The sequence below is a fragment of the Planotetraspora sp. A-T 1434 genome, from assembly GCF_025420585.1.
Taxonomy (GTDB): Bacteria; Actinomycetota; Actinomycetes; order Streptosporangiales; family Streptosporangiaceae; genus JAOEGB01.
In genome coordinates, this window is the sequence record NZ_JAOEGB010000026.1 from 63,713 (window position 1) to 90,008 (window position 26,296).

A 26,296-nucleotide genomic window follows, 5' to 3' on the forward strand; every position below is an offset into this window, starting at 1 on the left:
TTTAGGATGTCAAGAACTTGGATATACCGGTCGATCGCCGCCGTGGCCGCGTTGGTTTTGTCCGCCACGCTCCTGACGGCGGTAAGCACACCGGCGAACGCGTACACGTGCTCAGGCGGAAAATCTACGACGCTCAACTCGGACAGCGGCGTCGCCTCCGCCGACGTCACGTTCTATCCGAGCTGCAGCGACGGGAAGGCGCACTGGAACGGCGTGCTCAGGGACACCAAATGCGACGGCAGGGCCGCTCGCTTCGTCATCAGCACCCCGTACACGCCCTTCGGGCAGGCATGGAGCAGGGATCACAACAACCCCAACGGGTGCCACACGGGCTCGTCCTTCAGCGGAAGTGACACCCGTCTCGGCTCGAACTGGCACGTAGAGATCGCCGTCGGGGCGTGCAACTCCCTGACATGCGCCTCCTGGACCATCGGATCTCTCGCGTACAACAGCAATTAGGAAGTGCCCTCAAGCGGAGGACGTCTCGGTGTGGACGGCTTCCGCAGCGGCTCCGCCCAGCGAACCCCGCCTTCCGAGTACGGCAGGCGGGGTTGTGCCGCGTGGCCGTTCTCAGTGTGGTTCCACGGCGGTCTCGTGAAGACTCATTGTTGTTTTTCGCAGTGATAGACCGGTGTATTTTCCGGCGAAGGCCAGGATGTCCGCGCTCAAGGCGCGCTCTTTGCTCGCGGGAGATGCGGCGTGGGCGGTGTCGGGTTCTCGACGCATAAGAATCGGCCGGTCGCCGCTGGTGGCGTGTTGGAGGGCCGCGCACATTTTGGTGACGTGGGCCTCTCCGGTCTGCAGATCGGTTACCGCGCCGGTGAGGAGGAATGCGGGATAGGGGGCTCCGGGAGTGATGTTGTGGTAGGGCGAGTATGTGAGTAGCCATTGCAGCTGTTCGGGTTGGGAAGCGGTACCGAATTCCTCCGTCCATGTGCATCCCAGGCCGAAGTGTTCGTAGCGCACCATGTCACACAGCGGGCCTTCGGCGATGACCGCGGCGTACAGATCTGGTCGCTTTGTGGCGGCGGCGGTGACCAGTAGTCCGCCGGCGGATTGGCCGAAGATCGCCAGTTGGTCGCGGGTGGTTCGACCGGTGTCGATGAGCCAGGCCGCGGCGTCGTTGAAGTCGCTGACCGCGCGGTGTTTGTGTGGTCCACGGCCGGCGTCGTGCCAGTGTTGGCCTTCTTCGCCGCCTCCGCGTACACAGGCGACCGCGTAGGTGCCGCCGGCGCTGACCCATGCGGCTGCCATGGGGAAGAACCATGGCCGCATCGGCATGCCGAAGCTGCCGTAGCCGTAAAGGATGGTGGGGCGGGGGCCCTGATGTTCCTCAGCCGGGGTGAACAGGAACAGCGTGATCTCGGTGCCGTCGGCGGCCTGATAGCGAACGCTGTGGCTGCGGATTTCTGGAGCATGTCCGGCTGTTGTGGCGCCGGTTTCCTGTTCCATCTGCCCGCTCGTGGCGTCGTAGCGATAGATGGTGGGGGGTGTGGTCGCGTCGCAGTAGCTGAACCATGCGTGACGTCCGTGTGGGATGTTCGAGCGCAGGGATGACACGATGCCCGCGCCGGGAAGTGGCAGACCGGTGAGCGGCCGGCCACTGGCCAGGTCGTGCAGTGTCAGGGTGGAGGTGCCGTGGCGGGCGCGTGCGACCAGCAAAAGAGGCCGCGAAAGTGCCGGGTCGTCCAGGACCAGACACTCGTCCAAGGGAGCCTCGGGGTCTTCGGCTACCAGCGTCCGCCATGCGGCCGGGTCGGTATCGTGCCGGTGCGCCACACAGATGCGGCCACACGGGGCCTGGTGGTCGGTGACCAGCAGCAGATCGTTGTCAGCGAGGAAGCGCGGGAGAACACGGGCGCGTACGGTTTGTCCGTCCACGATCTTGACGAAATGCGGCGCTTTCGGATCGATGAGCTCGGCCACGTACACATCGTTGTGTGAGGCGGGCCCGACCATCGCAGTGATCGCCAGATAACGGCCGTCGGCGCTGACCGTGAGCCCGTAATAGTGGTCTGGGGCATCGTCGCCGCCGAACACCACCGCGTCGGCCTGCCAGGGCGATCCGATCCGATGCAACCTCACCCGCCGCTGCAGACGCATGTCGCCGGAGGCCAGTTCCTCATCGGGAACACGGCTGACGTAGTAGAACGCATCCCCTCCCGGCAGCCAGGCAAGCGAGGTGTTACGGGCGCGTGGCAACGGCCCGTCCACCGGCTTGCCGGTACGCACGTCCAGCACCACGATGTCGCTGCCGGGCTGCTCGGCGACCTCCATCTGGACAGCCACACGTTCGCCCTCACGCGAGGGCCACCAGGCATACAGCCCGGTATGGCCGGACGGATCGATCTCTACCGGATCGACCAGCACCCGCCTGTTCCCCTCGGCGTCAACAACCAGCAGACGCCGTTGCTCATCCCCACGGAGTTGCTCGGCAAGGAACATGACCGAACCACGCACCGTCGGAGGCTCCGACACACCGAAGGATGACACCTGATCCACCAAAGACGCCCACAATTGCTTCTCATGCCATCCGGCGCGATACGCGCGGAAGAGACCATCCTGGGCCGCCGCCCAGTCCCGCACGCGCGCATCATTGCCGTCTTCCAACCACCGGTAGGGATCGGAAACCGAAATTCCGAATAGATTCTCCACCACATCACTTCGCCAAGCGGCAGGGTAAAACAATCGCGCCACAAACGCCCCCCGAACCTCGTCCCGCTTGCCATAAGGTCGAGGTACCGCGGTCAGTACGCACCGCAGTACCTCGGCTCACTCAGTTACGACTGGCCGCGAAGAATGTCCGCTTGCCAGCCGCGTACGCCCCCAATGCGGGAAGTCGGAGTGGAATCACGATACGGCAGGTATCCGGTCATGTCAGCCTCCCGGATGTGTCGTTTCGCCCGGAATGGGCGATCGGACGATGGCTATCCCCGCGCCCGCGATCGATAAACACAGGCGTCGCTTTCAACAGCGAGCTTCAACCCTCATGGACCCTCGGCACGCGCGGATCGGAGAACCGGCCGGCCACGTTGACTGTCCATCTGCTAACATTCGCGCAAGAGAAGAAGACATACTGAAATGCCATGTGAAGTTCGATTTCACGCAAAGCAATTGAGAGCCTTCGAGACAAATCCCGGGCTGACGGAGCTTTCACATGCACGCCAGGGAGATCGTCGTATGCTGGCCGACGCGTCCATCGTGATCACAGCTCTCGCGGTGGCCGCGGCCGTCGCCGCGAGACGCCCACACCGCGCGTGAGGGCTTCGACGTCGTCTTCGACACCGTGGGCGGTGCCACCCTCGACGCGTCCTTTGCCGCCGTGCGCCACTACACCCGCCACGTGGTGAGCGCCCTGGGCTGGGGCACTCACAGCATCGCCCCGCTGTCCTTCCGCGGCGCGACGTACTCCGGTGTCTTCACCCTGCTGCCGATGCTCACCGGCAGGGGCCGGGAGAACCACGGCGCGATCATGGCCGAGGCGACCGCGCTCGCGGACAAGGGTCTGCTCAAGCCGCTGGTGGATCCTCGCCGCTTCACGCTCGAGACCGTCGCGAACGCCCACCGCATCGTCGAGATGGGTGACGCGCGCGGCAAGGTTGTCGTCGATGTCGCCTGACGTTCCCGCAGCCCACAGGCGGAGACGGCAGCCGGCGGCTCCCGACGCCCAGGGGTTGGGGCGCCCGCCGACTCGCACTCCCATGGGGCCGGAAGCCCGTGGTCAAGCCGTCCTTCGCGTGTTCCATGTGCCCGGTGACCTTCCTCGCCCGGTGGCTGCCCGGACCTCGCGCGGTGGGGTGATCCCCATCGGGACCTACTGCGATGCCTGGAGGGCGGCGCGGGCTCTGGCGCTGGCTCCCGAGCAGGCAGTCTCCCGCTGGCCGCCCGGCCATACGACCTGCGCCACGCGGCGGTAAGCCTCTGGCTCAATGCCGGAGTGGCGGCCCCTGACGTGGCCGAGCGGGCAGGGCACGGCGTGGACGTGCTACTGAAGGTTTACGTGCATCGACGGCGGCACCGAAATCGCCAATCAAAGAATCGCCGCGCACTTACTTAATGATCAGCCAGCGTAGTGGTCCCTCGGGCGCTACATCGTCACACATTCGAAGTCGTGATCCTCGGGCTGTACAACGCATTCCGCGCGTCGGTCAGGACCACGCTCCGTATGCCAGTGCCTCGTCTAGAAGAGTCCCAATCGCGCCACGCAGGCATCCGCGTGTCAGACGGCCTTTGATCGTCTATCCGAAAGAGCTATCAGATCTATAGCCTTGATCGCATGTCCGCTCCCTCCTTAAGGCTCCATGTTGGCCCGTCCGTCGTGGCGAAGATCGCCATCCCGGCCGCCACGGTTCTCCTCTTCCTCTACCTGGCTACGTTTACGATCATGCTGGTGCGGTCATCGGCACTCCAGGAAGCCTTGCGCGGACCAGTTATTTGCGAGTTCATTCCCGACGCTCCGCCAAGCCAGCAAGAGAAGATGCGGGACTTACTGGGCTGCGATACTACGTTTGTGCTCGTCCTGTTCGCGGGCGTTGCAATGATCGGCCTCCTCCCCCTGTTAGCGATGACCTACTTGAGCGTGCAGGTGTTGCGCTTTCGCGCGGACCTCCTTGGCACGGTGCTCGTCATCCAGGGAGCCATGAGGGCCAAGCGCCTCGACCTTTCCTCAGCGCAGGTGCGGATCGACGCCACAGGCGTCCGACGAATCCCCTGCCTGCAGATCTTCGAGCCCCCCTCTAGCAGCGGACGGCTCTACCTCCGCGATTTCCGTACCCCGCTGATGCCACCCGATGATCTTCTGGCCATCGCTCATGCAATCGAGGCCGGCATACGCCCTGAGCCCTTCGCCGACCAAGCGACCCAAACGGCCGTTACTCTCCGTCGCCTGGCCACAGATCCACTCACACGCTTGATCGCCTGAGATCTACCGAGAGTGCGGAAGCCCAGCCCTCCACCCGGACTGCCTGGGTTATGGGTTAACCTGCGGAAACGCCCACAAGATCATTCCGCATATATTCCGCGAACAGCGGCCAAGGGCTGCTCAGGGTGGCCTACGGCTGCCAGCCTAGAAACGATCAACGGCACCCGACCAGCGCAAAGCAGCTGGTCAGACGCCGTTTTAGCTGGTTGAGCGGAGAGCGTGGTGTTCTGGTTCAGGACATAGGGGAAACGGGTGTCTCGAGACATGGGAAACCCCGGTGGAGCATGTCTCCAGAGATAGGAAACACGCGGAGTTAGGACCTACGGGCGGTCGACAGTCGGCCCGTGTCGAAGGCCAAACTCATCATCACGGCAGTTGTTGTCAAGGGCCGCTCACAGGCAGACCTACGGCGAAGTTGGTAAGCGATCCGTAAGTCCGCCGGCCTTGGCGACATGCGGTTTCACGATCTTCGCCACACCTGCGTGACCCTGCTGTTCAACCTGGGCGTCCCACCCCAGGTCGTCCGCGACATCGTCGGCCACAGTGACATCGAAGTGACCATGACCATCTACGCCCATGCTCCCTCGACGACAAGCGGACTGCCCTGCGCAAGCTCGGCGACGCCCTCGGATAGCCAACCGCTAGTTGATGGTCAGCACGCTCGGTGAGGCCGTTACCGAGCGTGCTTCCATTTGGTCCGATCTCGGAGAACACGAACGTAGTCAAATCCCTGGTCTTCTAGCTGCCGCACAACCCATTGAGCAGCACGATCATCGGGATCAAGTTCCCGCAAGTGGAATCGGAGGCTCTCGATGGCCTCCCGCTCACGGATCTTCGGCCTCTTGGGGTAGAAATCCTGCGGAAGGTTGTGACACACGTCCGCGATCATGCGCAAGTGCTCCAGATGCTTCAGAGCCTCGTCGGTTTCCCCTGCAGCCAACGCGCGCTTCACGATGTGGCTCACGGCTCGGATTTCGACGAATCCCCTGGCCATCAAGAGCCTTATGGCCTCCTGTGCCGACCCTCGTTCCAATCCGGCGGGCCGGTCACGCGCTGTCCGCATGTCTTCCAAGAACGTGAAGCAGGAGCAGTGGCCTTCACGTCGTTCAACGCAGTGCGTGTGCTTGCAACTGTGGTCGTGCCGGTGATCGCGGGACCACACGTGGAAGTCCCGCCTTATGCCTCGCGCACGCCGCGCTGTCCGATACTCCTCCCACCGTGACAGCGTCTGGGGAAGCTGCTGGACACGTTCAACAGGTACAGACCTGTGAAGCCCGCTCTTGATTAGCGCGCCGTCGTCCATCCTGAGGACCATGGCCACAGAAATGCAGCCTTCTACGAGCGCATCCCACGACTTACGTGGCCAGGGGATCACGTAGTGGGTTCCACTCGGAGCAAGATGAACAGCCAAAAGTTCAATGGCCTGCGGCTTGGCAGAGCGTGAAGTCTCACGCAGCAACTCGATCATCGTGGCCGTGTCCACGGCTCGAACTGTCCGAAGCGCCTTTGGTAACACCGTGCCATGGTCTGAATCTTTCGCCACGGGCCAAGGAAGTAGCCACACAGGTGTCAGCCTTCCATGGACGGCCGAGCCGCGAAGGCGCAGCCGTTGCTGTCACTGGAGATCAAAAACGCCCCGGAGCGTGATCGCTCGGGGCGTTTGGGCTGTTCAATGGGGTGGTCAGGGGCAGGGTCGAACTGCCGACCTTCCGCTTTTCAGGCGGACGCTCGTACCAACTGAGCTACCTGACCTCGGCGGCTGCCGCCGTACGCGGTCCTGACGGGACTTGAACCCGCGACCTCCACCTTGACAGGGTGGCGAGCACTCCAAACTGCTCTACAGGACCTCTATGTTCGGAAGGTTTCCCTTCCGTGTTGTTCGGCTCGCCTAGCCTACCAGTTCTTCGGAGGTCTTCGACCTCTCGTTTTCCCGGTGAGCCTGACGCTCCGGAGTGCCCCCAACGGGATTCGAACCCGTGCCGCCGCCTTGAAAGGGCGGTGTCCTAGGCCGCTAGACGATGGGGGCTCAGGGATGGTGCCCTGTTCCGTGACGTCTTCCGTCGGAGACCTCTGAAGCATAGGGGACGTTTGCCCCTGATGCCAAAGCGGTTGGCGACGGTGAGCCTTTGATCGTTCCCGTTGGCTGCGGGACTTTCGTCGACTCCGGGAAAATTGTACGGCCAGGGTCAGGCTCGATATGACGTTCGCATTGGATCCACTGCTCCCCCAGACCGCCGACCGTGATGTCGTCCCAGGCCTGCAGGCGATGGGTGGACTTGCTGAAGTAGAGCACCGAGGCCATGAGAGGCGTGGGCTGGTCCTGTTCGAGGCCGCGGAGGCCGGCGCCGCCCGTTGATCCCTGGACCATCAGTCTGGTCCCCGTCCGGAGCAGCTCGGTGGACCGCTGGTGCATGTGGCCGGCCAGCACGAGCGCCGTGGACCCGGAGAACCCTCGGCCCACGGTGGGGTCGTGGACCGCCACGATGTCGGCGCCGATCTTGTCCGGGGCCGACGTCGACGGCGCTCGCGGCCATTCCGGCGGCGCGAGCTCCACGGAATGGGCGCGGCCGAGGTTGTAGAGCGCGCGGCTGGAGTCGTCGGACAGCTGGACCGACTTGTCCGGCGTGAACCGGGGGTCGCCGATGCCGTAGATGTTCAGGCCCTTGACCGTCGCGGCGACGTCGTCCAGCACGATCGCGTTCTTCTGCTTGGCGACCGCCCGCTGGGTGGTCAGGGAGTCGTGGTTGCCCCGGACGAAGACGTACGGCACGCCGAGGCGGCCGATCTCCTTGACGTACTCGTTCTCGGCCCCGGTGCCATGGTCGCTGATGTCACCGGTGTCGATGATCAGGTTGACCTTGAACTGGTCCTTCAGCGACTTGATGACGTTCCAGGCCACGGGGTTGATGTGCAGGTCGGAGACGTGCAGCACACGGATGGTGTCCGGGTCGGGGTCGTAGATGGGCAGCGTCGACCCGGCCTCGTAGAGCCGTGACACATTTGTCACCAGTTTGGCCAGCTGTCCGCGGTACTCGGAGAACCGGCTCACGATCGACTGGGCGCTCCCGACGAGGGACGGCACACCCGTGAGCAGCCCGGTGTAGCGGGGCTCGGAGACCGAGCGCGGATTGAACGTCACGGCCGACAGCCCGCCGAGAAGGACCACCATGACGAGGGAGCCGGCGCCGGTCCACGCCGCCTTGGAGAGGCGCCGGAAGACCACCAGGCCGGTCAGGAAGCCGGCGACCACCGCGCAGATCAGCGCGCGGATGATGAGACGGCGCAGGCCGTTGGCCACGTCGCTCTCGATCATCATGGGGAGCCGGTCGGCCCATCGCGGGTTTTTCAGGATCTGCTCGGCCGCGTCGGGATGGACGGCCTCGATGTCCAGGCTGAGCCGTACCGGGCTGTTGTGGCTGTTGAAGCTGAGCGTTCCGAGCGGGCGGATGTCCACGACGGTCTCGCCGCTCCAGGACGGCTGCAGGGACATCCCGATGTCCGCCGGGCCGACGGGCGTGTCCACGGACGCCCCGAACGCCAGCCCCAGCCACCCTCCTGCCACGGCGGCGAGCACGATGGCCAGGGCCCGCGCCGCCCGGCCGCTACCGAACCGCCGGGCGGTCGCCTTCCACCCCGAGATATCCATGTCCTTCCTGACTACCCGAAATCGGGACCAGTCGCGCCCGCATGCCCTCCAGGATCAGGGACAGGCCGTGCTCGAACGAGGCGTCACTCTGGGGGCCGCCGGTCTCGGCCATGACCGCCCGCAGGTTGGGGTACGGCGCGAGCCCCTCAAGCGCCTCCTCGAAATGGGCGGGAGCACTCAGCCCCCGTTCCCGATCCGCCTGCTCCTCAAGCACGAATCCGCCCAGGAAGCTCGCGAGCGTGCCCAGACCCCACATGGCGTCGGTGCCGCTGAACCCCGCACGCTGCAGCGACTCCAAGATGAGCTCGACGGCCGCGAGGGTTCCCTGGCCGGGGTGGGTGCCCGCCGTGAGCCGCGCCACGTCCCGGTGGGAGTTGAAGATCCTCCGCTGGCCCCGGATCCAGTCCCCCAGCCAGCTTTCCCATGACTCGCCCTCGGCCAGCGGAACAAGCGGGGGAGCCTCCCGGACGCTGATGACCTCGGACATCTCGTCCAGCAGCTCCTGTTTGTTCTTGAAGTGCCAGTAGAGCGCCGGGGCCTGCACGCCGAGCTCGGCCGCCAGCCGGCGCAACGTCAGCTTGTCGAGCCCCACCTCGTCGAGGAGCCGCAGAGCCGTGCTGACGATCTTGTCGCGTTCGAGGGCCACGGTTGACAGCTTAACAACGTTCAATGCATGCTTAACGTTGTTAAATTTAACGGCGTTAAGGAGATGGCGTGATCTACGCGGAAGGGATCCGTAAGCGGTACGGCCCGGCCGAGGCGCTGCGCGGAGTAGACCTCGAGGTGCCCGCGGGCACGGTGTGCGGCCTGCTCGGGCCGAACGGCGCGGGCAAGACGACGATGGTGCGCGTCCTCACCACGCTGCTGCGCCCGGACGGCGGCACGGCCCGGGTGGCCGGCTGCGACGTGGTGCGGGACGCCGACCGCCTGCGCTATCGCATCGGCCTCGCCGGCCAGCACGCCGCCGTCGACGAGCTGCTCACCGGCCACCGCAACCTCGTCCTCTTCGGCCGGCTCTACCACCTGCCCCGCCGTACGGCACGGCTGCGGGCGGACGAGCTGCTCGAACGGTTCGGCCTGGCGGACGTGGCGGACCGGCCCGTCAAGACGTACTCCGGCGGGATGCGCCGCAGGCTCGATCTGGCCGCCAGCCTGATCGTCTCGCCCCCCGTGCTCTTCCTCGACGAGCCGACGACGGTCCTCGACCCCCGGAGCCGGCTGGCCCTGTGGGACATGCTGCGCGAGCTGGTCTCCGAGGGCACGACCCTGCTTCTGACGACTCAGTACCTCGACGAGGCCGACCACCTGGCCGACCAGATCGTCGTGATCGACTCCGGGCGGGTCGCGGCCTCCGGCCCCTCGTCGGAGCTCAAGGCGAGGATCGGCGGAGACCGCGTGAGCGTCGTCTTCCGCGAGGCCGCGGACCTGGCCGAGGGCGTCCAGGTCATTCGCGCGGTCCTTCAAGGCGACCCGGAGCACCGGCTGGGCGACGAGCCGGACGACAGGCTGGAGATCGACCGGGCCGAGCACCGGCTGACCCTCCCCGCCGAGCACGGCGCCGCCTCCCTCATCAAGATCGCCGCGGCCCTGGACGGGGCCGGGATCGCCGTCGAGGACCTCGGGCTGCGCCGGCCCACGCTGGACGAGGTGTTCCTCCAGCTGACCACGCGGCCGGACGCCCCAGAGGGCGGCGGGCCGGACCGGCATGAGGCCGGCGGGCCGACCGGCCGAGCTGAAGGGATGACCGCCGCATGACCGTCCTGGACACGCGAACGCCCGCCGCTCCTCCCGCCGCTCCTCCCTCCACGACGGCCGGCCGGCTGCGCTGGGTCCTTCTGGACGCCCTGACGATCGCCGGGCGGACCTTCGCCCGGCTGCGGGCGCAACCGGGCGAAATAGTCGGCTTCCTGGTCTTCCCTGTGATCATGACCGTGCTGTTCGGGTACGTCTTCGGCAGCGCCATCAGGCTGCCGGGCGGGGGCGACTACCGGAACTACCTCATGCCCGGCATCTTCATGCAGGTCATGGCGCTGTCCGCGGTCGCGTCCGCCACGGCCGTCGCCGAGGACATGGCTCTCGGCATCATCGACCGCTTCCGGGCGCAGCCCATCGCGCGCAGTGCCGTACTGGCGGGAAGGAGCGTCGCGGATCTGTCGATGCACCTGCTCACGCTGGCGTCGATGGCGGTCTGCGGCGTCCTCATCGCCGGATGGCGCCCGCACGGGACGCCTCTGGAGGCTCTCGCGGGCTTCGGGCTGCTGGCGCTGTTCGGGTACGCGATGATCTGGGTGGGCACCTATATCGGGCTATTCGTGAAGAACGGGGCGCAGGCCGACGCGGCCACATTCGGGTGGCTGTTTCCGATGACATTTCTGGCGAACGCGTTCGTCCCGCTCGAAGGGCTCCCAGGCTGGCTGCGGCCGATCGCGGACTGGAACCCGATGAGCGCGGTCGTCTCCGCCGCCCGCCTGCTCTTCGGCAACCCCGGCTCGGCGGCCGCGTCCTGGCCGCTCCGGCACCCGGTGATCGCGACGCTCTGCTGGTCGCTGTTGATCCTGGCGGTCTTCGTGCCGCTTGCCGTACGGCGGTATCGGACGGCCACCTCACGGTGACACGATGAGGGGGTGATCGACGTCCCGCTGAAGAGGTTCGAGGAGCTCGTGGCCGAGGCGCTGGACACGATCCCGCCGGAGCTCGCCAAGGTCATGGACAACGTCGTGGTGGTCGTCGTGGACGACCCGCCCGAGCCCGAGCTCCTGGGGCTCTACACCGGCATCCCGCTCACCGAGCGCGGTGACTGGTATTCGGGGGTCCTGCCGGACCGGATCGAGATCTACCGCAATCCCACGCTGGAGATCTGCGATACCGAGGAAGACGTGGTCGAAGAGGTACGGATCACCGTCGTCCACGAGATCGCCCACCATTTCGGCATCGACGACGAGAGACTTCACGAACTCGGGTGGTAATCGCAGGGTTGCAAAGCGTCGAAACAGCGGGCACTGTAAGTAACATATTGGCGACGGTCTGTCAGGCGACGGTTTCGTCAGACGCAGTCCGGCAAGCACAGCCCACCAAGTCGTACGCGCAGCAACCCCGGCAAGCCCAGCGGAGTCACATGGCGGCCACGAAGCCCAGCCGGCTATCAGGGAGGCACCGCCGTCCACCCGAGGGCCGAATCACATACGGCGAAGTCGTCGCCATCAGGGAGTTCCGCGCGCTGTGGCTCGGGCAGGGCATGTCGCTGCTCGGCGACCAGCTCGCGCAGGTGGCTCTGGCCGTGCTCGTCTACAGCCGGACCCACTCGGCGCTGGCCACGGCCGCTGTCTACGCACTGACCTACCTGCCGCCGATCATCGGCGGACCCCTGCTGGCCGGTCTCGCCGACCGCTATCCCCGCAGGCGGGTCATGCTCTACTGCGACCTCCTCCGGGCGGCACTGCTGGCTCTGATGGCCGTGCCAGGCATGCCGTTCTCGGCGCTGTGCGCGCTGGTCTTCTGCGTCGTGCTGCTCAGCGCGCCGTTCTCGGCCGCCCGCGCCGCGCTGCTGCCGGAGGTGCTCGAAGGCGATCGGTACGTCGTGGGGTCGGCCATCCAGAACGTCACCAACCAGGCCGTCCAGATGCTCGGCTTCGCCGCGGGTGGGGCCGTCATCGCCGGCCTGGGGCCGTACCGCGCGCTCGCGCTGGACTCGGCGACGTTCCTGGGGTCGGCCCTGGTGATCATCTCAGGGGTACGGCGGCGCCCGGCGTCGTTGCGCGCCGACGGAGCCCGGCTGTCGATGTGGACCATGACGAGGGCGGGCGCACGGCTCGTCTTCGGCGACCGGCGGCTGCGCACTCTCGTGCTCTTCGCCTGGCTCTGCGGCTTCTACGTGCTTCCCGAAGGGATCGCCGTGCCGTACGCCGCGAGACTCGGCGGCGGGGCGCTGCCCGTTCCGGTGATCACCGGACTGCTGATGGCGGCGATGCCGACGGGGACCGTGGCCGGCGCGTTCTTCTTCAGCCGGTTCGTCACCCCGTCGGGGCGGCTGCACGGGATGGGGTGGCTGTCCATGCTCACCTGCGCACCGCTGATCGTGTGCGCGATGCGGCCGCCGCTGGAGGGCGTGATCGCGCTCTGGGTGCTGTCCGGAATCGGCGGCGCCTACCAGCTCGCCGCGAACGCCGCGTTCGTCCAGTGCGTCCCGCCCGCGGGACGCGCCCAGGCCTTCGGACTCGTCCAGTCGGGGCTGCTGGCCGCCCAGGGGATCGGCATCCTCATCGGAGGCGTGGCCGCGCAGAAGCTCGGTCCAGAGCCCGTGGTCGCCCTGGCCGGAGCGGCCGGGCTTTCGGTCGCGGCCGTGCTGGCCATGCTCTGGACCGAGTCTCGTACGGAGATCATCGCCAAGGTCCGGGCCGCCGCCTGACTCAGGCCTGCGGCTTGTCCTCGGGCTTGACCTCGGGGCCGTTGTCTGGGGTGGGGGTCGGAGCAGGGGTCGGGGTGGAAGCCGGGGCCTGGCCGTACGGGTGGCTCTCGTAACCGGCGGGCTGCCGGCCGTAGGGGGCCGGGTCGGCGGGCCGCTTCCAGGTGCTCTGCGCGTGGTCCCACCTGGCCTTGGCGTCCTGCCAGACGTGACCGTCCTTGTTGTTGTTGATGAGGTCCTGGGCGATGGAGGTGGGCTTGCCGTCCTCGGGGAGCAGGAGCCACGCCACGGCGTACACGCCGGCTCCGAGGCCACCGAAGAAGGTGGCGACGGCGAAGGCGAGGCGCAGGATGTTCGGGTCGACGCCGATGTACTCGCCGACGCCGGAGCAGACTCCTGCGATGATCTTGCCGTTCCGGGTGCGGCGGAGCTGCTTCACTGAACCGTTGGTGTGCATCTCGTTCATGCCTCCACACTGCCCTTTTCGCGGCCCTCGGCACATCGGGATTCCCCCTGGCCGGACCCGGAGTAGGCCCCTATACGCTGACCTTCATGGACGACCTCCTCAACCTCGACGACCAGCTCACCGATGAACAGCGCATGGTCAGGGACGCCGTCAGGGGCTTCGTCTCCCGCCAGGTCCTCCCCCGCGTGGGCGACTGGTTCGAGGAGGGCGTCTTCCCCGCCCGTGAGCTCGCCCCCGCGCTCGGCTCACTCGGCGTGCTGGGCATGCACCTCGACGGGTACGGCTGCGCCGGGCTCGACGCCATCTCGTACGGCGTGGCCTGCCGGGAGCTGGAGGCCGGCGACTCGGGACTGCGGTCGTTCGTGTCCGTGCAGGGATCGCTCGCCATGTTCCCGATCTGGAAGTACGGCTCGGACGAGCAGAAGGAGGAGTGGCTGCCCGCGATGGCCGCCGGCGACGCGATCGGGTGCTTCGGCCTGACCGAGCCCGACCACGGCTCCGACCCGGCCGGCATGCGCACCACCGCCAAGCAGGACCCCTCGGGCGACTGGACCCTCAACGGCGCCAAGATGTGGATCACCAACGGCTCGATCGCCGACGTGGCCGTGGTGTGGGCGCAGACCGACTCGGGCATCCGCGGCTTCGTCGTCCCGACGTCGACACCGGGATTCTCGGCACCGGAGATCCACCGGAAGATGTCCCTCCGGGCGTCCGTCACCTCCTCGCTCTACTTCGACGACGTACGGCTTCCCGCGTCAGCCGTACTGCCGGGCGTGACCGGTCTGAAGGGCCCGCTCTCATGCCTTTCCGAGGCCCGGTTCGGGATCCTGTGGGGCGTCGTGGGCGCGGCCCGCGCGTGCCTGGAGGCCGCGGTGGAGTACGCCACGACCCGCGTCCAGTTCGGCAAGCCGATCGGCGCCTTCCAGCTCACGCAGGAGAAGCTGGCCTGGATGGCCGTCTCTCTGGGGCAGGCTGGGTTGACCGCGCTGCATCTGGGGCGTTTGAAGGACGCCGGCACGCTGCAGCCCCGGCAGGTCAGCTTCGGCAAGCTGGCCAACGTGCGGGCGGCTCTGGACATCGCCCGCCAGGCCCGTTCTGTGCTCGGGGCGAACGGCGTGACGCTGGAATATCCGGTCATCCGGCACATGAACAACCTGGAGTCAGTGCTGACATATGAGGGCACTCAGGAGATCCACACCTTGGTGCTGGGCGAAGCCCTCACCGGCCTCCCGGCGTACCGCTGACGCGATCTCCGGTCTTCGGCCGGGGCGGCTTGCTGAGGGTTTCGGGCCGCGACGCGGTTCGAGGGCGGGATCTCCGGGGATGTGGTGTCGGGTACGGCTCTCGCGGCCGGCTGCCCTGCAGACGGGTTCCGTCGCCGGATATCGTGATCGCGTCGAAGTGCGTCGCCGAAGGCGCGGTAGTCTCTGTACCCTGCATCTAGCAAGGGGTGCTAGCTCAATGGCAGAGCTGCGGACTTTTAATCCGTAGGTTCAGGGTTCGAGTCCCTGGCGCCCCACCAGCGAAAACAGTCCTGCAATCGTGATCGTTAAGGGCTGTTGACGGCTACGGTTGACGGCAACGTCCTACGCGAGTCCCCCGAGCGCCTTTTCCAGCTTGTCGAGCGCGGTCGCCTGGTGCTCGGGCAGCACGTGGGCGTAGGTGTTCATGGTCAGGACGATCGTGCTGTGGCCGAGGATCTCCATGATGGTCCGGGTGTCCACTCCCTGTGCGAGCAGGATCGTCGCGCAAGTGTGCCGGAGGTCGTGCAGCCGTACCCGCCGGATGCCTGCCGCGTCGCACACGGCCCGGAAGTGCCGGTAGAGGTTCTCCGGCTCGATGGCGGTCCCGATGTGCGTCGTGAAGACCAGGCCGTGCGGGTTGTTCCAGGCCGATCCGGCCGCCAGACGCTCCGCGGCTTGCTCGGCCCTGTGCTCCTTGAGGACCTTCACCAGGTTCTCCGGGAGCCGGATCGTACGACGAGAGCGCTGCGTCTTGAGCGGCACGAGCTTGAGCCCCTCGCCCTTCTGCCGCTGGAGTGCCTGCCGGACGCGGAGCACGCCGTTGTCCAGGTCGACGTCATCCCAGCGGAGCCCGAGCGCCTCGCCACGCCGGAGGCCGACGCCCAGAGCCACCGCGTACACCGCGTAGAACCGGCCCTTGCGCGCCTGCCGGAGGAACTGCTTGGCCTCGTCGAGGGTGAGCGCCTGGATCTCCGGCCTCTCGACCGTGCCCAGTTGGACGTTCTTCGCGACATTGCGCAGCACCAGATCTTCGCGGACCGCCTGAGCGAGCGCGGCCCGGAGCAGGGCGTGAAGGTACTGGACCGTCCGGGACGACAGCACCTTGTTGCAGCACTTCCCGATCGCGCAGCATCGCTGCTGCTTCGCCGGGTCCTTGTGCCGCTTCGGACGTTTGGCGTCGTGCCCCTGGAGACAGCACTGGCACGTCTTGGCGACCTTCACGAGCCACGTCCGGATGTCCTGAGCCGTGAGCTTCTTGAGCTGCTTCTTGCCGAGCCCGGGGATCAGGTACAGCCGCACGTACGTCTCGTAACTCCGGTAGGTGGACGACCGGACCTTCGGCTTGGCGACCTGTTCGAGCCAGTACGTCAGGTAGTCGCCGAGGCTGAGCGTGGTCGTCTCCACGGGGACGCCCTTACGAGCGTTGGCGAGAGCTTCGGTGAGCTTGGCGTTGGCCTCCTCCCACGTCTTGCCGTACACCCGGAACCGCTTCCGGGTGCCGTCGAGGCCTTCCAGGTAGGCCGCGCCCTCCCAGCGGCCATCCTTGCGCTGGTAGACGCTGCCAGCGCCGTTCGGTTGCTTCGTGCGTCTGGGCATCAGGAAGCCTCCTTCATCAGTCGGGCGACGAGATCGTCTATGGCGGATCTGGGGATGCGGCGACGGTGGCCGATGAGGAACGAGGCCAGTTCGCCGGAGCGGAGAAGGTCGTAGAGAGTGGATCTGCCGATCTTTAGGAGTTGTGCGGCCTCCTCCACCGTCAGGAAGTCATCCGCCAAGCCGGTCCTCCTCGCGCTCGGCGGCAATGGCCCGTGCGGTCTCCACCCGCTGCCGGATGTGCTCGGCGAGGATGGCTTCTCCGGGGGTGTAGCCGATGCCGGCGAACCGCCAGTGACCGAGCACGAGGGTGGTCGCGTCCCCCACGGCCGGAAGGCCGTACTTCTCCCGTGCCTCCGTCGCGCGGTGCATGGCGCGCTCGCCGCGAATCCTCGTGAGCGTGGTGGAGTAGTCACGGCTCTTGGTGGAGAAGTGGCCCCGGAAGCCGAGCATGTGAGCCCAGGGCCGCAGCCGTAGGTCGGCGAACTCCGGACGGTCGCCGAGGTCCCAGCACTCGCGGATCATGCGCCGGGCGTGCTCGGTTACGGGCAGGGCGTCCAGGTGCAGGCCCTCTCTGAGGCCGGTTCCCTGGCAGCGCCGACAGGTGGCGAACCGGTCACGCCCCCGGCCACTACACGCCGGGCAGGCCAACCGGTGATCGATCGTCCCGGAGGCTTCCGCGCCTTTGGTGGCGTACTTGGCGATGTAGCTCGCCACGGCGCGCTCACTGAGGCCCTCCGCAGCGCCGCCGAGGACGATGGGCCGGATGTCGAGCTGATCGCCCCATCGGAGGTCCCACCGTCCGAGGGCGCTTGGCGCAGTGGTGACCCGAACCCGCTTGACCGCTGGCGGAATGGCGCGGCAGAGCAGCGAGTGGTCCGCCCATTCGGGAGGTGCCTCCTGTGCACCGCCAGGACCATCCAGGCGGATCACGGCGTGGAAGTGGACGAGTCCCCGGCGCTGATACTCCGCCACCTTGGCGAAGGAGACCCGGACGAACTGCGCGAAGGCCCTCCGGCTCAGGCCCGCCTGACTGGCCAGCTCTCGCCGGATCTCCAGCGTGAAGCGGTGCCACAGCGCCCCGACGTGCGCCTGCCAGAGGACCGCGCCCCGGTAGTCGTAGCACCCGGGGCAGATCGGTTGTCCGAGCTGTTCGTCTTTCGGCTCGTGCCGGATGTGGCAGCCGACCGGCCGCCCGTGTTCGCAGGTTTCGTCTCGGCTGCGTGGACGGCAGGGGCGGGACGTGCCGTCCTTCTCCCTGCGGGTGTGGACCGGGCCGAACGACGGAGCGGTGAGCGTGACGAAGACCCGGGGGTGTGCACTGACCTCAGCGGGGACGCCCTTTCCTCCCGACAGCCCGGCCCTGACGAGCTGGAAGGTATCCGCCTCGTAGAGCTGCGAGCAGGCCCGGCAGACCGACGACCGGCGATTGCCGCAGGCGACGAGCAGCCGCCCGTACGGCTCATCCGCCGTGCGATAGGTGTGCAGGACCTCTCCGGTGTCCGCGTGAACGACGAGAGACTCCCCCGTCAGGTGCACCGGATTGGCACATCCTCCGGTAGCCGCGACCATCGTCCGCCAGCGGTCATGGCCTGGGTCGTTCATCAGAGGTGCAAGATCGAGCAGCCATTCAGGCTGCTCACGTGGGGTGTGGTGCTGTTCCTCCTTGCTGTACATGCGACCTCCTCTCTCCCGAGGTGACCTAGACGTAGTCCAAGACGTGCTACGTGGTTGCTCACGTGGACATGTTAGCCAATACGTGCTACCTCTTGTAAAGACATCAGCGACGAGAAGGAGGGACAACGGCACATGGCCGAGGAGAAGGAAGCCGCCCGCTGGCGGATCATCGCCGACCTCTTGCGGAACGACGTGCTGGAAGACCACTACCAGCCCGGCCAGGCCCTACCGGGAGAGGCGTTCCTCGCCAGCGAGTACGCCACCTCTCGGCCGACCATCCGCAAGGCCATCGCTCAGCTCGCCGGAGAGGGACTGCTGACCGTCGCCCACGGCCGCGGCACATTCGTCCGCCCGACCCCCGACCGCCGCCTGATCCTCACTGGCTGGCCGGACCACGAGGACCTGCTGAACCCGGCCTACGACCCCGCCAAGCAAGGATGGGAACACGTCACCGTCCCCAGCGAAGCCGAACGCGCCCAGAGCAAGGTCACGCCGAACTCGGCGCTGTTCATGACCGCCGAGGGCAGCCGAGCCGACATCCTGGCGGTACGCCGGGGAACGATGGTCGTCTACCGCTACGCCTACTGGCAGCACACCAAGACCCGCGCCCGCATCCATCTGTCCTCGTACGTGCTCGCCGACCAGGTCGCGACGATCAGAGGCGAAGGCTCAGGCCGGGAGATCGAATCCCACGTGGAGCCCGAGGACTACTACGCCCACTTGGAGAGGCAGCACGGGCCGCTGCGCTGGACCACCTCCGTCCACGCCCGGATGCCGTACGGAGAGACCTACGAGGATCTCGGCATGGAGCCGATCGGCACGCCCCTGCTGGTCGTGCGCCGGGTCATGCTCAGCCAGCACGGCCGCCCGCTGGAGTTCACCGAGATCGAAGCCCCAGGCGACCGCTTCGAGGCCGCATCCGTCAGCGACCACCACACCGCCGAACCAGGAGGACTCGCGGCCCTTCGGGTGTAGTGGGCTCAAAGTTTCTTTACTGGTTCAAGGCGACGGCGCTGCGCGCCGCCGCTGGCGGCCCCACGCCCGCCCACCGTCCGGGCGTTCGGCTCTCCGGCCGGTCCCGGACGTCGGCGGCTCGGGCCGCCCCCGCCGCAGGAGCACCCCGCTGTACCGACCGAACCCGCCGATCACACGCGCGCCGTCGCCCACCGCTCCGCCGCCGGCCCAACCGCTACGCGGCCCTTCGGGCGCCTACGGCATTGCGCCGGCCGCTACGCTCCCCGGCTTCAGGTACAGGGGCGACGAGGGCTGAGCATCATGCGCCTCCGGCGGGGGCACTCCGGCCCCGAGGTGATCGCCGGGCACGAGCACGGGCCGTAGGTAGCGGGGGCTGATCGCCTCGCCCACCGTCGCCCAGGCAGAGCCCAGCAGACCGGCTCCTACGGCGCAAGCCCCGCCGTGCGGGCAGGACAACCAGCGAATACGGAAGGTCACCGGGTACAGGTACACGCGAGGCCGGGCTTGCCCCTCCGTCCCCGGCCCGCTGCCGCTTCGCGGTGGGACGACGGCGTACGAGGCGATCAGGGCTCTTACTTGACAGTTTATCGCTTTTTAGTCTTTGGTTTAGGCTTAACAAGCTCCCAGGGTTGATCCGAAGTAAGAACTCCCCCGTTGTATACGACCGGATAGATATCCTCTGGCTCATCATTACCATCACCGATATATGCCGTAACTCGGAACGGCATACCGTGATCGTCTACGATTTCCTTGAAAACACGGCCATTATCCAGGACGGATATTTGAATCCGGAACTCGCAGTAACGATTGTCTGCCGTGTTTACATGGAGCTTAAAGACCTCTTCCTCGTTATGCTTCAACAAGATCGTTCTGTCGGCGAAGTAGTCACCCGTCAACTCTCCGTTTCTATGGAGGTTACGCGCCTTGACATAGCGTTCATTGAGATCAAACCCCAGGCCGATTACTTCAGCAGAACCCGCGCTTGGCGAGTTGAAAAATGTTCCCCGCAGCGCACTACTACAGTGAGGCAAGGCACGCATTCCAATGATCCGGACTTGAGTTTTACGAGCCCCTTGCAATACCAATTTGATGGTGATGTCTCCTAGCGTCACGCCACCATGACTCCGGAACCATCTGATCTCGGAATATGGATAGTCTTGCGATGATTCCGTGCGGTTCAACCCGGCTAACTCTCGTGCAGAGAGAATCGCAGGCTGCGCGAATACCCAGTAATCCGTTTCCTCCTCATGAGGCTCCACTCGTACAAGCTCGACGCGGACAGGATCTCCAAGAGGAGACGGTGAGGGTGTGGGGCTGGGGGACTTGGACCTGGGAAGATCCGGAGATGCGGAAATACTGCTGGAGGAGTTTGAGGGTACGGCAGCTTGCGCGCGAGTTGCACTAGGGACTACAGCGAGGTTGGGGCCATCACCCTTGTCAAAGGGTACAGCCGCCGCAGCTAGGGCAAAACCGAATATCGCGGCCGCCCCCATTGCATACCTCGTAGCCCTTTCCGGGGAATAGTTACTGAAAAGAACGATAAGACAGCCAGCGGCCATGGCAATAGCTGACGGAATTACCGACACGCCCGGATGTCCTCCCAGACCTATATAGAGATAGGACCCAGCACCCCCTAATGTGATAACCAAGCCAAGTACCGTGAGGACGATCCTCTTTTTGGACCACACACGTGCATGCTTGCGCGGCGCTATGCGCCGAGTCGCGTCCGGACGTGGAATCTCGTCCGACATATACGCCCCCTCCTCACAGCCCAGACAAAATACGAAGGGTCAGAGCGACACTTGATAGATGGGACGCCTGTTGGGGTTCGAGGGACTGCATGGCACATGTATCAACTTGGTAAACATAGTGTCACCCAAAGTGAGGCAAACGCAACCAGGCGACAATGACGGCCAGGCTCACTTTCGGAAGAACTAAATTCACTTTTAGTGCTGGTTGTATTTAGCGTGCAGTGCCAGTCAAGACCCTGCTCCACCAAAGGCTGGCCTCGCTCCACCCGCCGGCATAGGCGTGCTTGGGCGGTTGAGACTGGATGACCTTGTGAATTAGGTAGATCCAGCCACAGGAGATCAGCTCGTAGAGCACGGCTTGGCAGTCGCAGGTGTAGTCCACGACGCGGTATGGCCCGCGAGGCTGAGAGACCCAGAGCAGCTTCTCCGGCTCGGGTACAGCGCAGCGGAGGTGCGGCGAGAGACCTGGGCAATCGGACTCCTCCATCAGGTCCGCCGGGTCATGGAGGAGGCCCCGCAGTTTCGCGTCCACGTGGTGCCGCTCAGTGCGAGCTGTCCCGAGAGACAAGGCACCGCGCTTCGCTGTTGGGCAGAGCGCTAGCCAGGGCGGCTTGCCGGCGAAGCTCCGCGGCCAGTTGGCCGACGTCATCGCCGTCGATGGTCTGGCACAGGCCGCGGTTGTAGTCCTCGTTCGTCAGGCGACAGTTGCGTGTGGCCCACAGGCGTCCCGCCGAGCTTCGCCAGATGCTCCAGCCGGGAAACGCCTCCCGCAAGCTGCTCACGGTCAGGACAGGGACACTCGCCGCCTTCTCGCCGCTCACTTCGCTCTCCTCCCACAGGCCCGTAAGCTGCATCGTAGGCAAAGAAAGCTATGGCACGCTATAGCGTGCTGTCAATCGCCACGGCGTATAGTGGCTTCCTACCGTTGCTCGCGTGGTGGAGTTCAAGGCCAATCAGCCCAGGTGGCGGCAGGTCTACGAGATCATCAAGAGTCGTATCGCCTCCGGCGAGTACAAGCCTGGCGAGCGCATCCCATCACTCGTCGCCCTGATCGAAGAGTTCGGCATCGCGAACGCCACCGGCCAGAAGGTCATGCGGGCACTCAGGGCAGACGGCCTGATCCACACCGAGCCCGGCATGGGCAGCTTCGTTACCGCTCCTGAAGATCGGGACAAGGCGGAGTGACCAGGTCCGGAGGCGCGTGAACTGACGGCAACCGTTGACGGCAACGTCGCCACACGCCTCCGGACACGGCTGGACGCCCCTGGACGCTTAGCCCCAGATCAGAGGCCATGCGCCCAGGGCGTCGATCAGCTTTTAATCCGTAGGTTCAGGGTTCGAGTCCCTGGCGCCCCACACTCACACCCCTTCCGACCTGCGATTTCTCGATCGAGACGGCCTCGCGACGAGAAGTTGATCTCGTATGGTTGCTCGATGTTTGCTCGCGTGTTGCCCGCCATGACACCTAACCAGCGGACTTCAGGGTGGACTTGGCCACGGAGACTCGACAACCAGCGGGCGAAAAATCCGTAGGGCTGGAAGGACTGCTCGACCCCAGCCAGGGTGTGACAACCGATCACAGAGCGGTCTGACGCTAGCCGACCGTTATCCTGGGACGGGCTTGGGCGGCATGGCAACGTCGCTCCCCACGACCACCAGGCGCCAACCGGCCTCATGCAACTCCTGGGAACGCATCATTACCCCTCCTTGGATTTGGCTGTACGGGGAGAATTTCGCGATTCGCGGGACACAGGGGCGGTTGCGACTCAAGGGCCCTGTCGGCGGGTTCAGACCGACTCCACCCGTTAAGGCAACTATTAATCTTCCGCGAATGTCAAGGATTATTTGAAATATCACAGCGCGTGACGCGTGCTCGTGAGTTCGCAAATTAGGCCATGACGAAAAAGCCGCTGCGGCCCGGCCGTAGCGTCATGACATTTACGGCCCTCACTACGGAAAGTGACGTTTGCGAGTGGGAGCGCCGGGCACCAGGGACGCGAGCGGTACGGCAATAGGTCTGTGACCTGGCTCGATCCTGCTCACATATTCTGATGGAGCATAACCGTTTGAGGCCCGAGAGGGCCGGGCAGTCACCTTCAGCAGGCCACCGCCCGCCTCTGGTCAGGAGCGACCGGCACCGTGACTCAGCGACAAGGAGAACGTGCGACAGCCGAGAAATACATCGTCCGGCGATTTCTCCAGAGCGAAGGCGCCTCCGCGTTCGGAGACGGGCTGTGGTTCAGTATGTGGGCCATCTACCTGACCGCCATTCAGGGAATTCCACCCACACAAATGGGTCTGGCGATGGGCCTCGGCGGCGCTCTCGGGCTTCTGCTGGCACTACCTGTGGGAGCACTCGCGGACCGGCTCGGGGCCCGGGAAATTCTGCTCGCCGTCACCATGTTACGGGCCGCATTCTCATTCGTTTTCGTCGTGGTCGGCAATTTCTGGACGCTGCTGGTAGTGGCGGCTCTCTTCGTCTCGATGGAGACCGCCGCCAAGGGCGTCAAGGTCACCGCGATCCACCATCTGATGCCTCCGGACCGGCGGCTGACGGTGCTCGCACAGACGAGAGTCGTTCAGCACTTGCTCTACGCGGCCGGTGCGGGCGCCGCCGCCTGGGTCCTGTCGACCACGACCGCATGGCCCTATCACGGCGCGGTGGTCGTCAACGGCCTTACCTTCATCGTGGCGGCGGCCATCATGGTCGGGCTGCCGCGGGTGCCTCCCGTTCCCGCCGGGCGAAGGGCGGCCGGGACGGCGGCAGTCCGGGACCTGCCCTATGTCGCGATCATGTCGAGCACCGCGATCCTCGCTCTGTGCTGGGCGTTGCTGTCGAGCGGCCTGCCGCTCTGGCTCCAGCGGGAAAGCGCGGCACCGGTGTGGATCGCTCCTCTGGCGGTGCTGGCCAGCTCGTTGATGATCGCGCTCTTCCAGGTGCGGGTGACCCGGAACGGCGGACGACTGGTGGGTGCGGTGCGATCATCTTGGCGGTCCGGTTTCGCCTTGGCGGCCTGCTGTCTGGTGTTCGCAGCCGCGGCCTGGCCGGCCAACCCGTGGCTGGCCGCTGCGGTGGTCGTGATCGGCCTAGGACTGCACGTGGTCGGCGAGTTGTACTACGTCGCGGCCCGCTGGGGCCTGTCCCTGAAACTCATGGCCAAGGACGCCGAGGGCCAGTACCAATCCGTGACGGCGACCACCGAAGGCGCTGTGGTGGCTCTCGGACCGGCCATCGTAACGACCCTCGTCACTGGAGCCCACACCGCCGGATGGGTGCTTCTGGCGGTCCTGTTCCTCACCTGCTCACTTCCGGTGGCGCCGCTGTGCCGCCGCCTGCTGCGCCAGACAGCCCGCCGACCGGCACTCTGAGTGCTAAACAGTGCGCACAACGGACGGGGTCCGATCGTTAGGGGACCGTCCCGAGGGGCACGTGGGGAAGATGCGTGATGAACCGAACCGGCGAGACCCTGCCGGGCTGACATGACCGATCTGCGGCCCAGCGATCCCGCCGAACCCGTGTGGGTGCCAAGAACTCGGCCGTCCTATGCGACCTGCGCGTATTCGTGGATCAGCCCACCGAGACGGTCACGTCGGATGACCTTGATATCTCCCTGAGCAGGGTCAGGAAGGGCTCGTAACGGAGCGTCCTGGCCCAGGGAGCGATGCGGGCGATGCTCATTGAAGTGGGTCTCGTAGGTCGCCAGCACGCGCCGTAAGTGGCGGGCGTTGACGATGAGGATCCGATCGGGGAGTTCGCGGCGCAGGCCGCCGATCCAGCGTTCGGCGAACGCGTTGGCCCGCGGAGCGCGAGGTGGCGTCTTGAGGATGCGGATGCCCTCGGCCGTGAAGACGTCGTCGAACATCGCGGTGAACTTCGTATCCCGATCGCGGATGAGGAACCTGAACTCCTTCGCCCTGTCCCCCATCTCGATCACCAGGCTCCTGGCCTGCTGCGCAACCCACGACCCGGTCGGATGCCCGGTGACGCCGAGGACGTGCACCCGGCGGGTCCTGAGCTCCATGACCACCAGGCAATACAGGCGCTTGAACAGCACGGTGTCGCAGTGGAAGAAGTCGCATACCAAGATCCCCGTAGCTTGAGCGCGCAGGAACTCACTCCAGATCGGTCCCGCGCGCCGTGGCGCTGAGTCGATCTCCGCATCCTTCGACCTCTGCGAGCGACCCAGCAGCATCAGCCAACCCGCGAGTCGAACCAAGATCAGATAAACCAGCCGCAACGCCATGGAAAGTGATCATGCCCGTCAGAACTGAAATCCCAAACCCCAGGTCAGCACCAACGGCCGAGTTTCGGGCACCCACACGCAGGGTGCGGGAGACGTACGAGCGGGCGCTCGGCCCCGGAGCGCGCCGAGTCCGTGCCGCTGCTTTCGCTCGGCCTGATCAGCCCGCGTGACGTGGACCTGCGAGTGGGGGAGCTGTCGGTCGGCCAGCGCCGCCGGCTCGCTCTGGCGCTGCTGGTGGCCGATCCCACCGGGGGTGCTCCTGCTCGACGAACCCACCAACCACCTCTCACCCCGCCTCAGCGACGAGCTGGAGGAAGCCCTGGGCACTGGCGGGCCCGGGGGATCGTGATCGCCAGCCACGACCGATGGTTGCGCTCCCGCTGGCAGAGTCGCCACATCCACCTGCCGTGAACCTCCCACGCAACCATCACGGCGGGGGATGTAGACCATGGCTGTCGGTTGATCAGGGGGAGAGGCTCCCGCTCGGTTGCCCGGCCGCCCACGAAGTGAGGATGCGCAGCGCGTCGTCCGATGGCGAACCGGGCTCGGCGGTGAGGACCATGAGGCGCTGTCCCGAGCCGTCGGGACTGCTCCACGTGTCGCAGTCGAGGGTGAGATCGCCGACCAGCCGATGCCGGTAGCGCTTGGTGCCGTAGGCGGCGTTGTTGACGCGATGCTCTGCCCACCACGTACGGAAGTCGGCGTCTCTCACGGACAGCTCGCCGACGAGCCGGGCGAGTTCCGGGTCGGAGGGAGTGGCCGCGGACTCCATGCGCAGAGCGGCGACGGCGTCGCGGGCGTCGTGCTCCCACTCCAGGTGCATGTTCCGGACGACCGGGTCGCAGAACAAGAGATACAGGTAGTTGCGCCGGTCCGCGGGAAGCTGCGAGAAGTCGGTGTACAAGGCGGCGGCGCCGGCGTTCCACTCAAGGATGTCCAGCCGTTTGCTCAACACGATGGCGGGGGTCGCGGTGAGCTGGTCGAGCAGGCGCCGCATGGCGGGTCGCACGCGTTGCGCGGGCCGGCGCCTGCGAGGCCGGGCGTCGGTCTTGCCGGCCAGTTGATACAGGTACCGCTGCTGGTCCTCGTCGAGGCGCAGTGCGCGGGCCAGTGTGGCGAGCACCGAAGTGGACGCTCGGACACGGCCCTGCTCCAGCCGTGTGTAGTAGTCGACGCTGATCGCGGCGAGCTGAGCGACCTCCTCACGGCGGAGCCCCGCGACCTTGCGCCGAGAGTCCTGCTCGGGCAGGCCGAGGTCCTCCGGGGCCAGTTGTGCCCGGCGGGCTCTCAGGAAGGCGCCGAGTTCGCCGGGGCCGGATGTGCTGGTCATGACCTCCATTGTGCGGGCCTGGGTGGCGAGGGTGAGGGGGCAGGTTT

Annotated in this window: 25 protein-coding genes and 4 tRNA genes; 14 read left to right on the forward strand and 15 right to left on the reverse strand. The window is 66.1% G+C overall.

Annotation, left to right across the window (positions count from 1 at the left end):
* Positions 1–6 precede the first annotated feature (6 nt).
* Positions 7–459, forward strand: a complete 453-nt coding sequence (locus tag N5079_RS28330) for a hypothetical protein (protein ID WP_261587202.1) — start codon at positions 7–9, stop codon at positions 457–459.
* 111 nt (positions 460–570) lie between these two features.
* On the opposite strand, the gene N5079_RS28335 is transcribed toward N5079_RS28330, so the two are convergent.
* Positions 571–2,655, reverse strand: coding sequence for a prolyl oligopeptidase family serine peptidase (locus tag N5079_RS28335; protein ID WP_261587203.1), 2,085 nt, complete (start codon positions 2,653–2,655; stop codon positions 571–573).
* 631 nt (positions 2,656–3,286) lie between these two features.
* Here N5079_RS28335 and N5079_RS28340 point away from each other — a divergent pair.
* From N5079_RS28340 to N5079_RS28355, 3 genes are all read left to right on the forward strand, one after another.
* Positions 3,287–3,619, forward strand: a complete 333-nt coding sequence (locus N5079_RS28340) for a zinc-binding dehydrogenase (RefSeq protein WP_410007838.1) — start codon at positions 3,287–3,289, stop codon at positions 3,617–3,619.
* A gap of 699 nt (positions 3,620–4,318) precedes the next feature.
* Positions 4,319–4,921 (forward strand): hypothetical protein, encoded by a 603-nt coding sequence (locus tag N5079_RS28350; RefSeq protein ID WP_261587204.1) that lies wholly within the window; start codon positions 4,319–4,321, stop codon positions 4,919–4,921.
* A gap of 452 nt (positions 4,922–5,373) precedes the next feature.
* Positions 5,374–5,589, forward strand: coding sequence for a tyrosine-type recombinase/integrase (locus N5079_RS28355; RefSeq protein WP_261587205.1), 216 nt, complete (start codon positions 5,374–5,376; stop codon positions 5,587–5,589).
* 5 nt (positions 5,590–5,594) lie between these two features.
* Here N5079_RS28355 and N5079_RS28360 read toward each other — a convergent pair whose 3' ends face one another.
* The 6 genes from N5079_RS28360 to N5079_RS28385 all read right to left on the reverse strand — a co-directional run bounded on the left by N5079_RS28360 (position 5,595) and on the right by N5079_RS28385 (position 9,213).
* Positions 5,595–6,389, reverse strand: a complete 795-nt coding sequence (locus N5079_RS28360; protein WP_261587206.1) for a hypothetical protein — start codon at positions 6,387–6,389, stop codon at positions 5,595–5,597.
* Between the two features lie 210 nt (positions 6,390–6,599).
* Positions 6,600–6,673: transfer RNA gene (locus tag N5079_RS28365), tRNA-Phe, on the reverse strand.
* Positions 6,674–6,693: 20 nt separating this feature from the next.
* Positions 6,694–6,768 (reverse strand) — tRNA-Asp (locus tag N5079_RS28370).
* A 106-nt stretch (positions 6,769–6,874) separates the two neighbouring features.
* Positions 6,875–6,947: transfer RNA gene (locus N5079_RS28375), tRNA-Glu, on the reverse strand.
* The gene (locus tag N5079_RS28380) at positions 6,948–8,567 is read right to left on the reverse strand and encodes a metallophosphoesterase (RefSeq protein ID WP_261587207.1); all 1,620 of its coding nucleotides are present in this window, start codon (positions 8,565–8,567) and stop codon (positions 6,948–6,950) included.
* A complete protein-coding gene (locus N5079_RS28385; RefSeq protein WP_261587208.1) occupies positions 8,524–9,213 on the reverse strand; it encodes a TetR/AcrR family transcriptional regulator C-terminal domain-containing protein in 690 nt (229 codons plus the stop codon). Before N5079_RS28385 ends, N5079_RS28380 begins: the two co-directional genes overlap by 44 nt.
* A gap of 68 nt (positions 9,214–9,281) precedes the next feature.
* Here N5079_RS28385 and N5079_RS28390 point away from each other — a divergent pair, with 68 nt between their 5' ends.
* The 4 genes from N5079_RS28390 (at position 9,282) to N5079_RS28405 (ending at position 12,972) form a co-directional block, all read left to right on the forward strand.
* Complete coding sequence (locus N5079_RS28390; protein ID WP_261587209.1) at positions 9,282–10,322, forward strand: ATP-binding cassette domain-containing protein; 1,041 nt, start codon at positions 9,282–9,284, stop codon at positions 10,320–10,322.
* Positions 10,319–11,179: an ABC transporter permease gene (locus N5079_RS28395; RefSeq protein ID WP_261587210.1), complete on the forward strand. Its 861-nt coding sequence runs from the start codon at positions 10,319–10,321 to the stop codon at positions 11,177–11,179. Before N5079_RS28390 ends, N5079_RS28395 begins: the two co-directional genes overlap by 4 nt.
* Before the next feature lie 12 nt (positions 11,180–11,191).
* Positions 11,192–11,533, forward strand: coding sequence for a metallopeptidase family protein (locus N5079_RS28400; protein ID WP_261587211.1), 342 nt, complete (start codon positions 11,192–11,194; stop codon positions 11,531–11,533).
* A 149-nt stretch (positions 11,534–11,682) separates the two neighbouring features.
* Positions 11,683–12,972 carry an MFS transporter gene (locus N5079_RS28405; protein ID WP_261587212.1) on the forward strand — a complete coding sequence of 430 codons (1,290 nt, stop codon included), beginning with the start codon at positions 11,683–11,685 and terminating at the stop codon, positions 12,970–12,972.
* A gap of 1 nt (position 12,973) precedes the next feature.
* Here the strand turns inward: N5079_RS28405 and N5079_RS28410 are convergent, their stop codons facing one another.
* Positions 12,974–13,435 carry a PspC domain-containing protein gene (locus N5079_RS28410; protein WP_261587213.1) on the reverse strand — a complete coding sequence of 154 codons (462 nt, stop codon included), beginning with the start codon at positions 13,433–13,435 and terminating at the stop codon, positions 12,974–12,976.
* A gap of 86 nt (positions 13,436–13,521) precedes the next feature.
* Here N5079_RS28410 and N5079_RS28415 point away from each other — a divergent pair, with 86 nt between their 5' ends.
* Positions 13,522–14,679, forward strand: a complete 1,158-nt coding sequence (locus N5079_RS28415; RefSeq protein WP_261587214.1) for an acyl-CoA dehydrogenase family protein — start codon at positions 13,522–13,524, stop codon at positions 14,677–14,679.
* Between the two features lie 203 nt (positions 14,680–14,882).
* Positions 14,883–14,957: transfer RNA gene (locus N5079_RS28420), tRNA-Lys, on the forward strand.
* A gap of 64 nt (positions 14,958–15,021) precedes the next feature.
* On the opposite strand, the gene N5079_RS28425 is transcribed toward N5079_RS28420, so the two are convergent.
* Genes N5079_RS28425 through N5079_RS28435 form a run of 3 tightly spaced genes read right to left on the reverse strand, consistent with a single transcriptional unit; the run spans position 15,022 to position 17,949 of the window.
* The gene (locus tag N5079_RS28425; RefSeq protein WP_261587215.1) at positions 15,022–16,275 is read right to left on the reverse strand and encodes a tyrosine-type recombinase/integrase; all 1,254 of its coding nucleotides are present in this window, start codon (positions 16,273–16,275) and stop codon (positions 15,022–15,024) included.
* On the reverse strand, positions 16,275–16,454 hold the full coding sequence (locus tag N5079_RS28430) for a helix-turn-helix domain-containing protein (RefSeq protein ID WP_079315012.1): 180 nt from the start codon (positions 16,452–16,454) through the stop codon (positions 16,275–16,277). The genes N5079_RS28425 and N5079_RS28430 overlap by 1 nt, the downstream gene beginning before the upstream one ends.
* A complete protein-coding gene (locus N5079_RS28435) occupies positions 16,444–17,949 on the reverse strand; it encodes a replication initiator (protein ID WP_261587216.1) in 1,506 nt (501 codons plus the stop codon). The genes N5079_RS28430 and N5079_RS28435 overlap by 11 nt, the downstream gene beginning before the upstream one ends.
* 132 nt (positions 17,950–18,081) lie before the next feature.
* Between N5079_RS28435 and N5079_RS28440 the strand changes: the two genes are divergently transcribed.
* Complete coding sequence (locus N5079_RS28440) at positions 18,082–18,924, forward strand: GntR family transcriptional regulator (protein ID WP_261587217.1); 843 nt, start codon at positions 18,082–18,084, stop codon at positions 18,922–18,924.
* A gap of 584 nt (positions 18,925–19,508) precedes the next feature.
* Here N5079_RS28440 and N5079_RS28445 read toward each other — a convergent pair.
* Together N5079_RS28445 and N5079_RS28450 are read right to left on the reverse strand one after the other, a co-directional pair.
* The gene (locus N5079_RS28445) at positions 19,509–20,183 is read right to left on the reverse strand and encodes a hypothetical protein (RefSeq protein ID WP_261587218.1); all 675 of its coding nucleotides are present in this window, start codon (positions 20,181–20,183) and stop codon (positions 19,509–19,511) included.
* 1,034 nt (positions 20,184–21,217) lie between these two features.
* Complete coding sequence (locus N5079_RS28450) at positions 21,218–21,496, reverse strand: hypothetical protein (protein ID WP_261587219.1); 279 nt, start codon at positions 21,494–21,496, stop codon at positions 21,218–21,220.
* 112 nt (positions 21,497–21,608) lie between these two features.
* On the opposite strand from N5079_RS28450, the gene N5079_RS28455 reads away from it, so the two are divergent.
* Together N5079_RS28455 and N5079_RS28460 are read left to right on the forward strand one after the other, a co-directional pair.
* Positions 21,609–21,860: a winged helix-turn-helix domain-containing protein gene (locus N5079_RS28455; RefSeq protein ID WP_261587220.1), complete on the forward strand. Its 252-nt coding sequence runs from the start codon at positions 21,609–21,611 to the stop codon at positions 21,858–21,860.
* 954 nt (positions 21,861–22,814) lie between these two features.
* Positions 22,815–24,044, forward strand: coding sequence for an MFS transporter (locus N5079_RS28460; RefSeq protein ID WP_261587221.1), 1,230 nt, complete (start codon positions 22,815–22,817; stop codon positions 24,042–24,044).
* Between the two features lie 173 nt (positions 24,045–24,217).
* On the opposite strand, the gene N5079_RS28465 is transcribed toward N5079_RS28460, so the two are convergent.
* The gene (locus N5079_RS28465) at positions 24,218–24,919 is read right to left on the reverse strand and encodes an integrase core domain-containing protein (protein ID WP_261587222.1); all 702 of its coding nucleotides are present in this window, start codon (positions 24,917–24,919) and stop codon (positions 24,218–24,220) included.
* Positions 24,920–25,051: 132 nt separating this feature from the next.
* Here N5079_RS28465 and N5079_RS28470 point away from each other — a divergent pair, with 132 nt between their 5' ends.
* Positions 25,052–25,330 (forward strand): hypothetical protein, encoded by a 279-nt coding sequence (locus N5079_RS28470; protein ID WP_410007839.1) that lies wholly within the window; start codon positions 25,052–25,054, stop codon positions 25,328–25,330.
* 52 nt (positions 25,331–25,382) lie between these two features.
* Here the strand turns inward: N5079_RS28470 and N5079_RS28475 are convergent, their stop codons facing one another.
* Positions 25,383–26,249, reverse strand: coding sequence for a helix-turn-helix domain-containing protein (locus N5079_RS28475; RefSeq protein WP_261587223.1), 867 nt, complete (start codon positions 26,247–26,249; stop codon positions 25,383–25,385).
* Positions 26,250–26,296 lie beyond the last annotated feature (47 nt).

Excerpts from the sequence above, each read along its gene's own strand:
- N5079_RS28330 (WP_261587202.1), top strand. The coding sequence starts at position 7 with ATGTCAAGAACTTGGATATACCGGTCGATCGCCGCCGTGGCCGCGTTG.
- N5079_RS28355 (WP_261587205.1), top strand. The coding sequence starts at position 5,374 with ATGCGGTTTCACGATCTTCGCCACACCTGCGTGACCCTGCTGTTCAAC.
- N5079_RS28360 (WP_261587206.1), bottom strand. The coding sequence starts at position 6,389 with ATGATCGAGTTGCTGCGTGAGACTTCACGCTCTGCCAAGCCGCAGGCC.
- N5079_RS28380 (WP_261587207.1), bottom strand. The coding sequence starts at position 8,567 with ATGGATATCTCGGGGTGGAAGGCGACCGCCCGGCGGTTCGGTAGCGGC.
- N5079_RS28395 (WP_261587210.1), top strand. The coding sequence starts at position 10,319 with ATGACCGTCCTGGACACGCGAACGCCCGCCGCTCCTCCCGCCGCTCCT.
- N5079_RS28405 (WP_261587212.1), top strand. The coding sequence starts at position 11,683 with ATGGCGGCCACGAAGCCCAGCCGGCTATCAGGGAGGCACCGCCGTCCA.
- N5079_RS28410 (WP_261587213.1), bottom strand. The coding sequence starts at position 13,435 with ATGAACGAGATGCACACCAACGGTTCAGTGAAGCAGCTCCGCCGCACC.
- N5079_RS28415 (WP_261587214.1), top strand. The coding sequence starts at position 13,522 with ATGGACGACCTCCTCAACCTCGACGACCAGCTCACCGATGAACAGCGC.
- N5079_RS28425 (WP_261587215.1), bottom strand. The coding sequence starts at position 16,275 with ATGCCCAGACGCACGAAGCAACCGAACGGCGCTGGCAGCGTCTACCAG.
- N5079_RS28435 (WP_261587216.1), bottom strand. The coding sequence starts at position 17,949 with ATGTACAGCAAGGAGGAACAGCACCACACCCCACGTGAGCAGCCTGAA.
- N5079_RS28440 (WP_261587217.1), top strand. The coding sequence starts at position 18,082 with ATGGCCGAGGAGAAGGAAGCCGCCCGCTGGCGGATCATCGCCGACCTC.
- N5079_RS28465 (WP_261587222.1), bottom strand. The coding sequence starts at position 24,919 with ATGGCGTTGCGGCTGGTTTATCTGATCTTGGTTCGACTCGCGGGTTGG.
- N5079_RS28475 (WP_261587223.1), bottom strand. The coding sequence starts at position 26,249 with ATGACCAGCACATCCGGCCCCGGCGAACTCGGCGCCTTCCTGAGAGCC.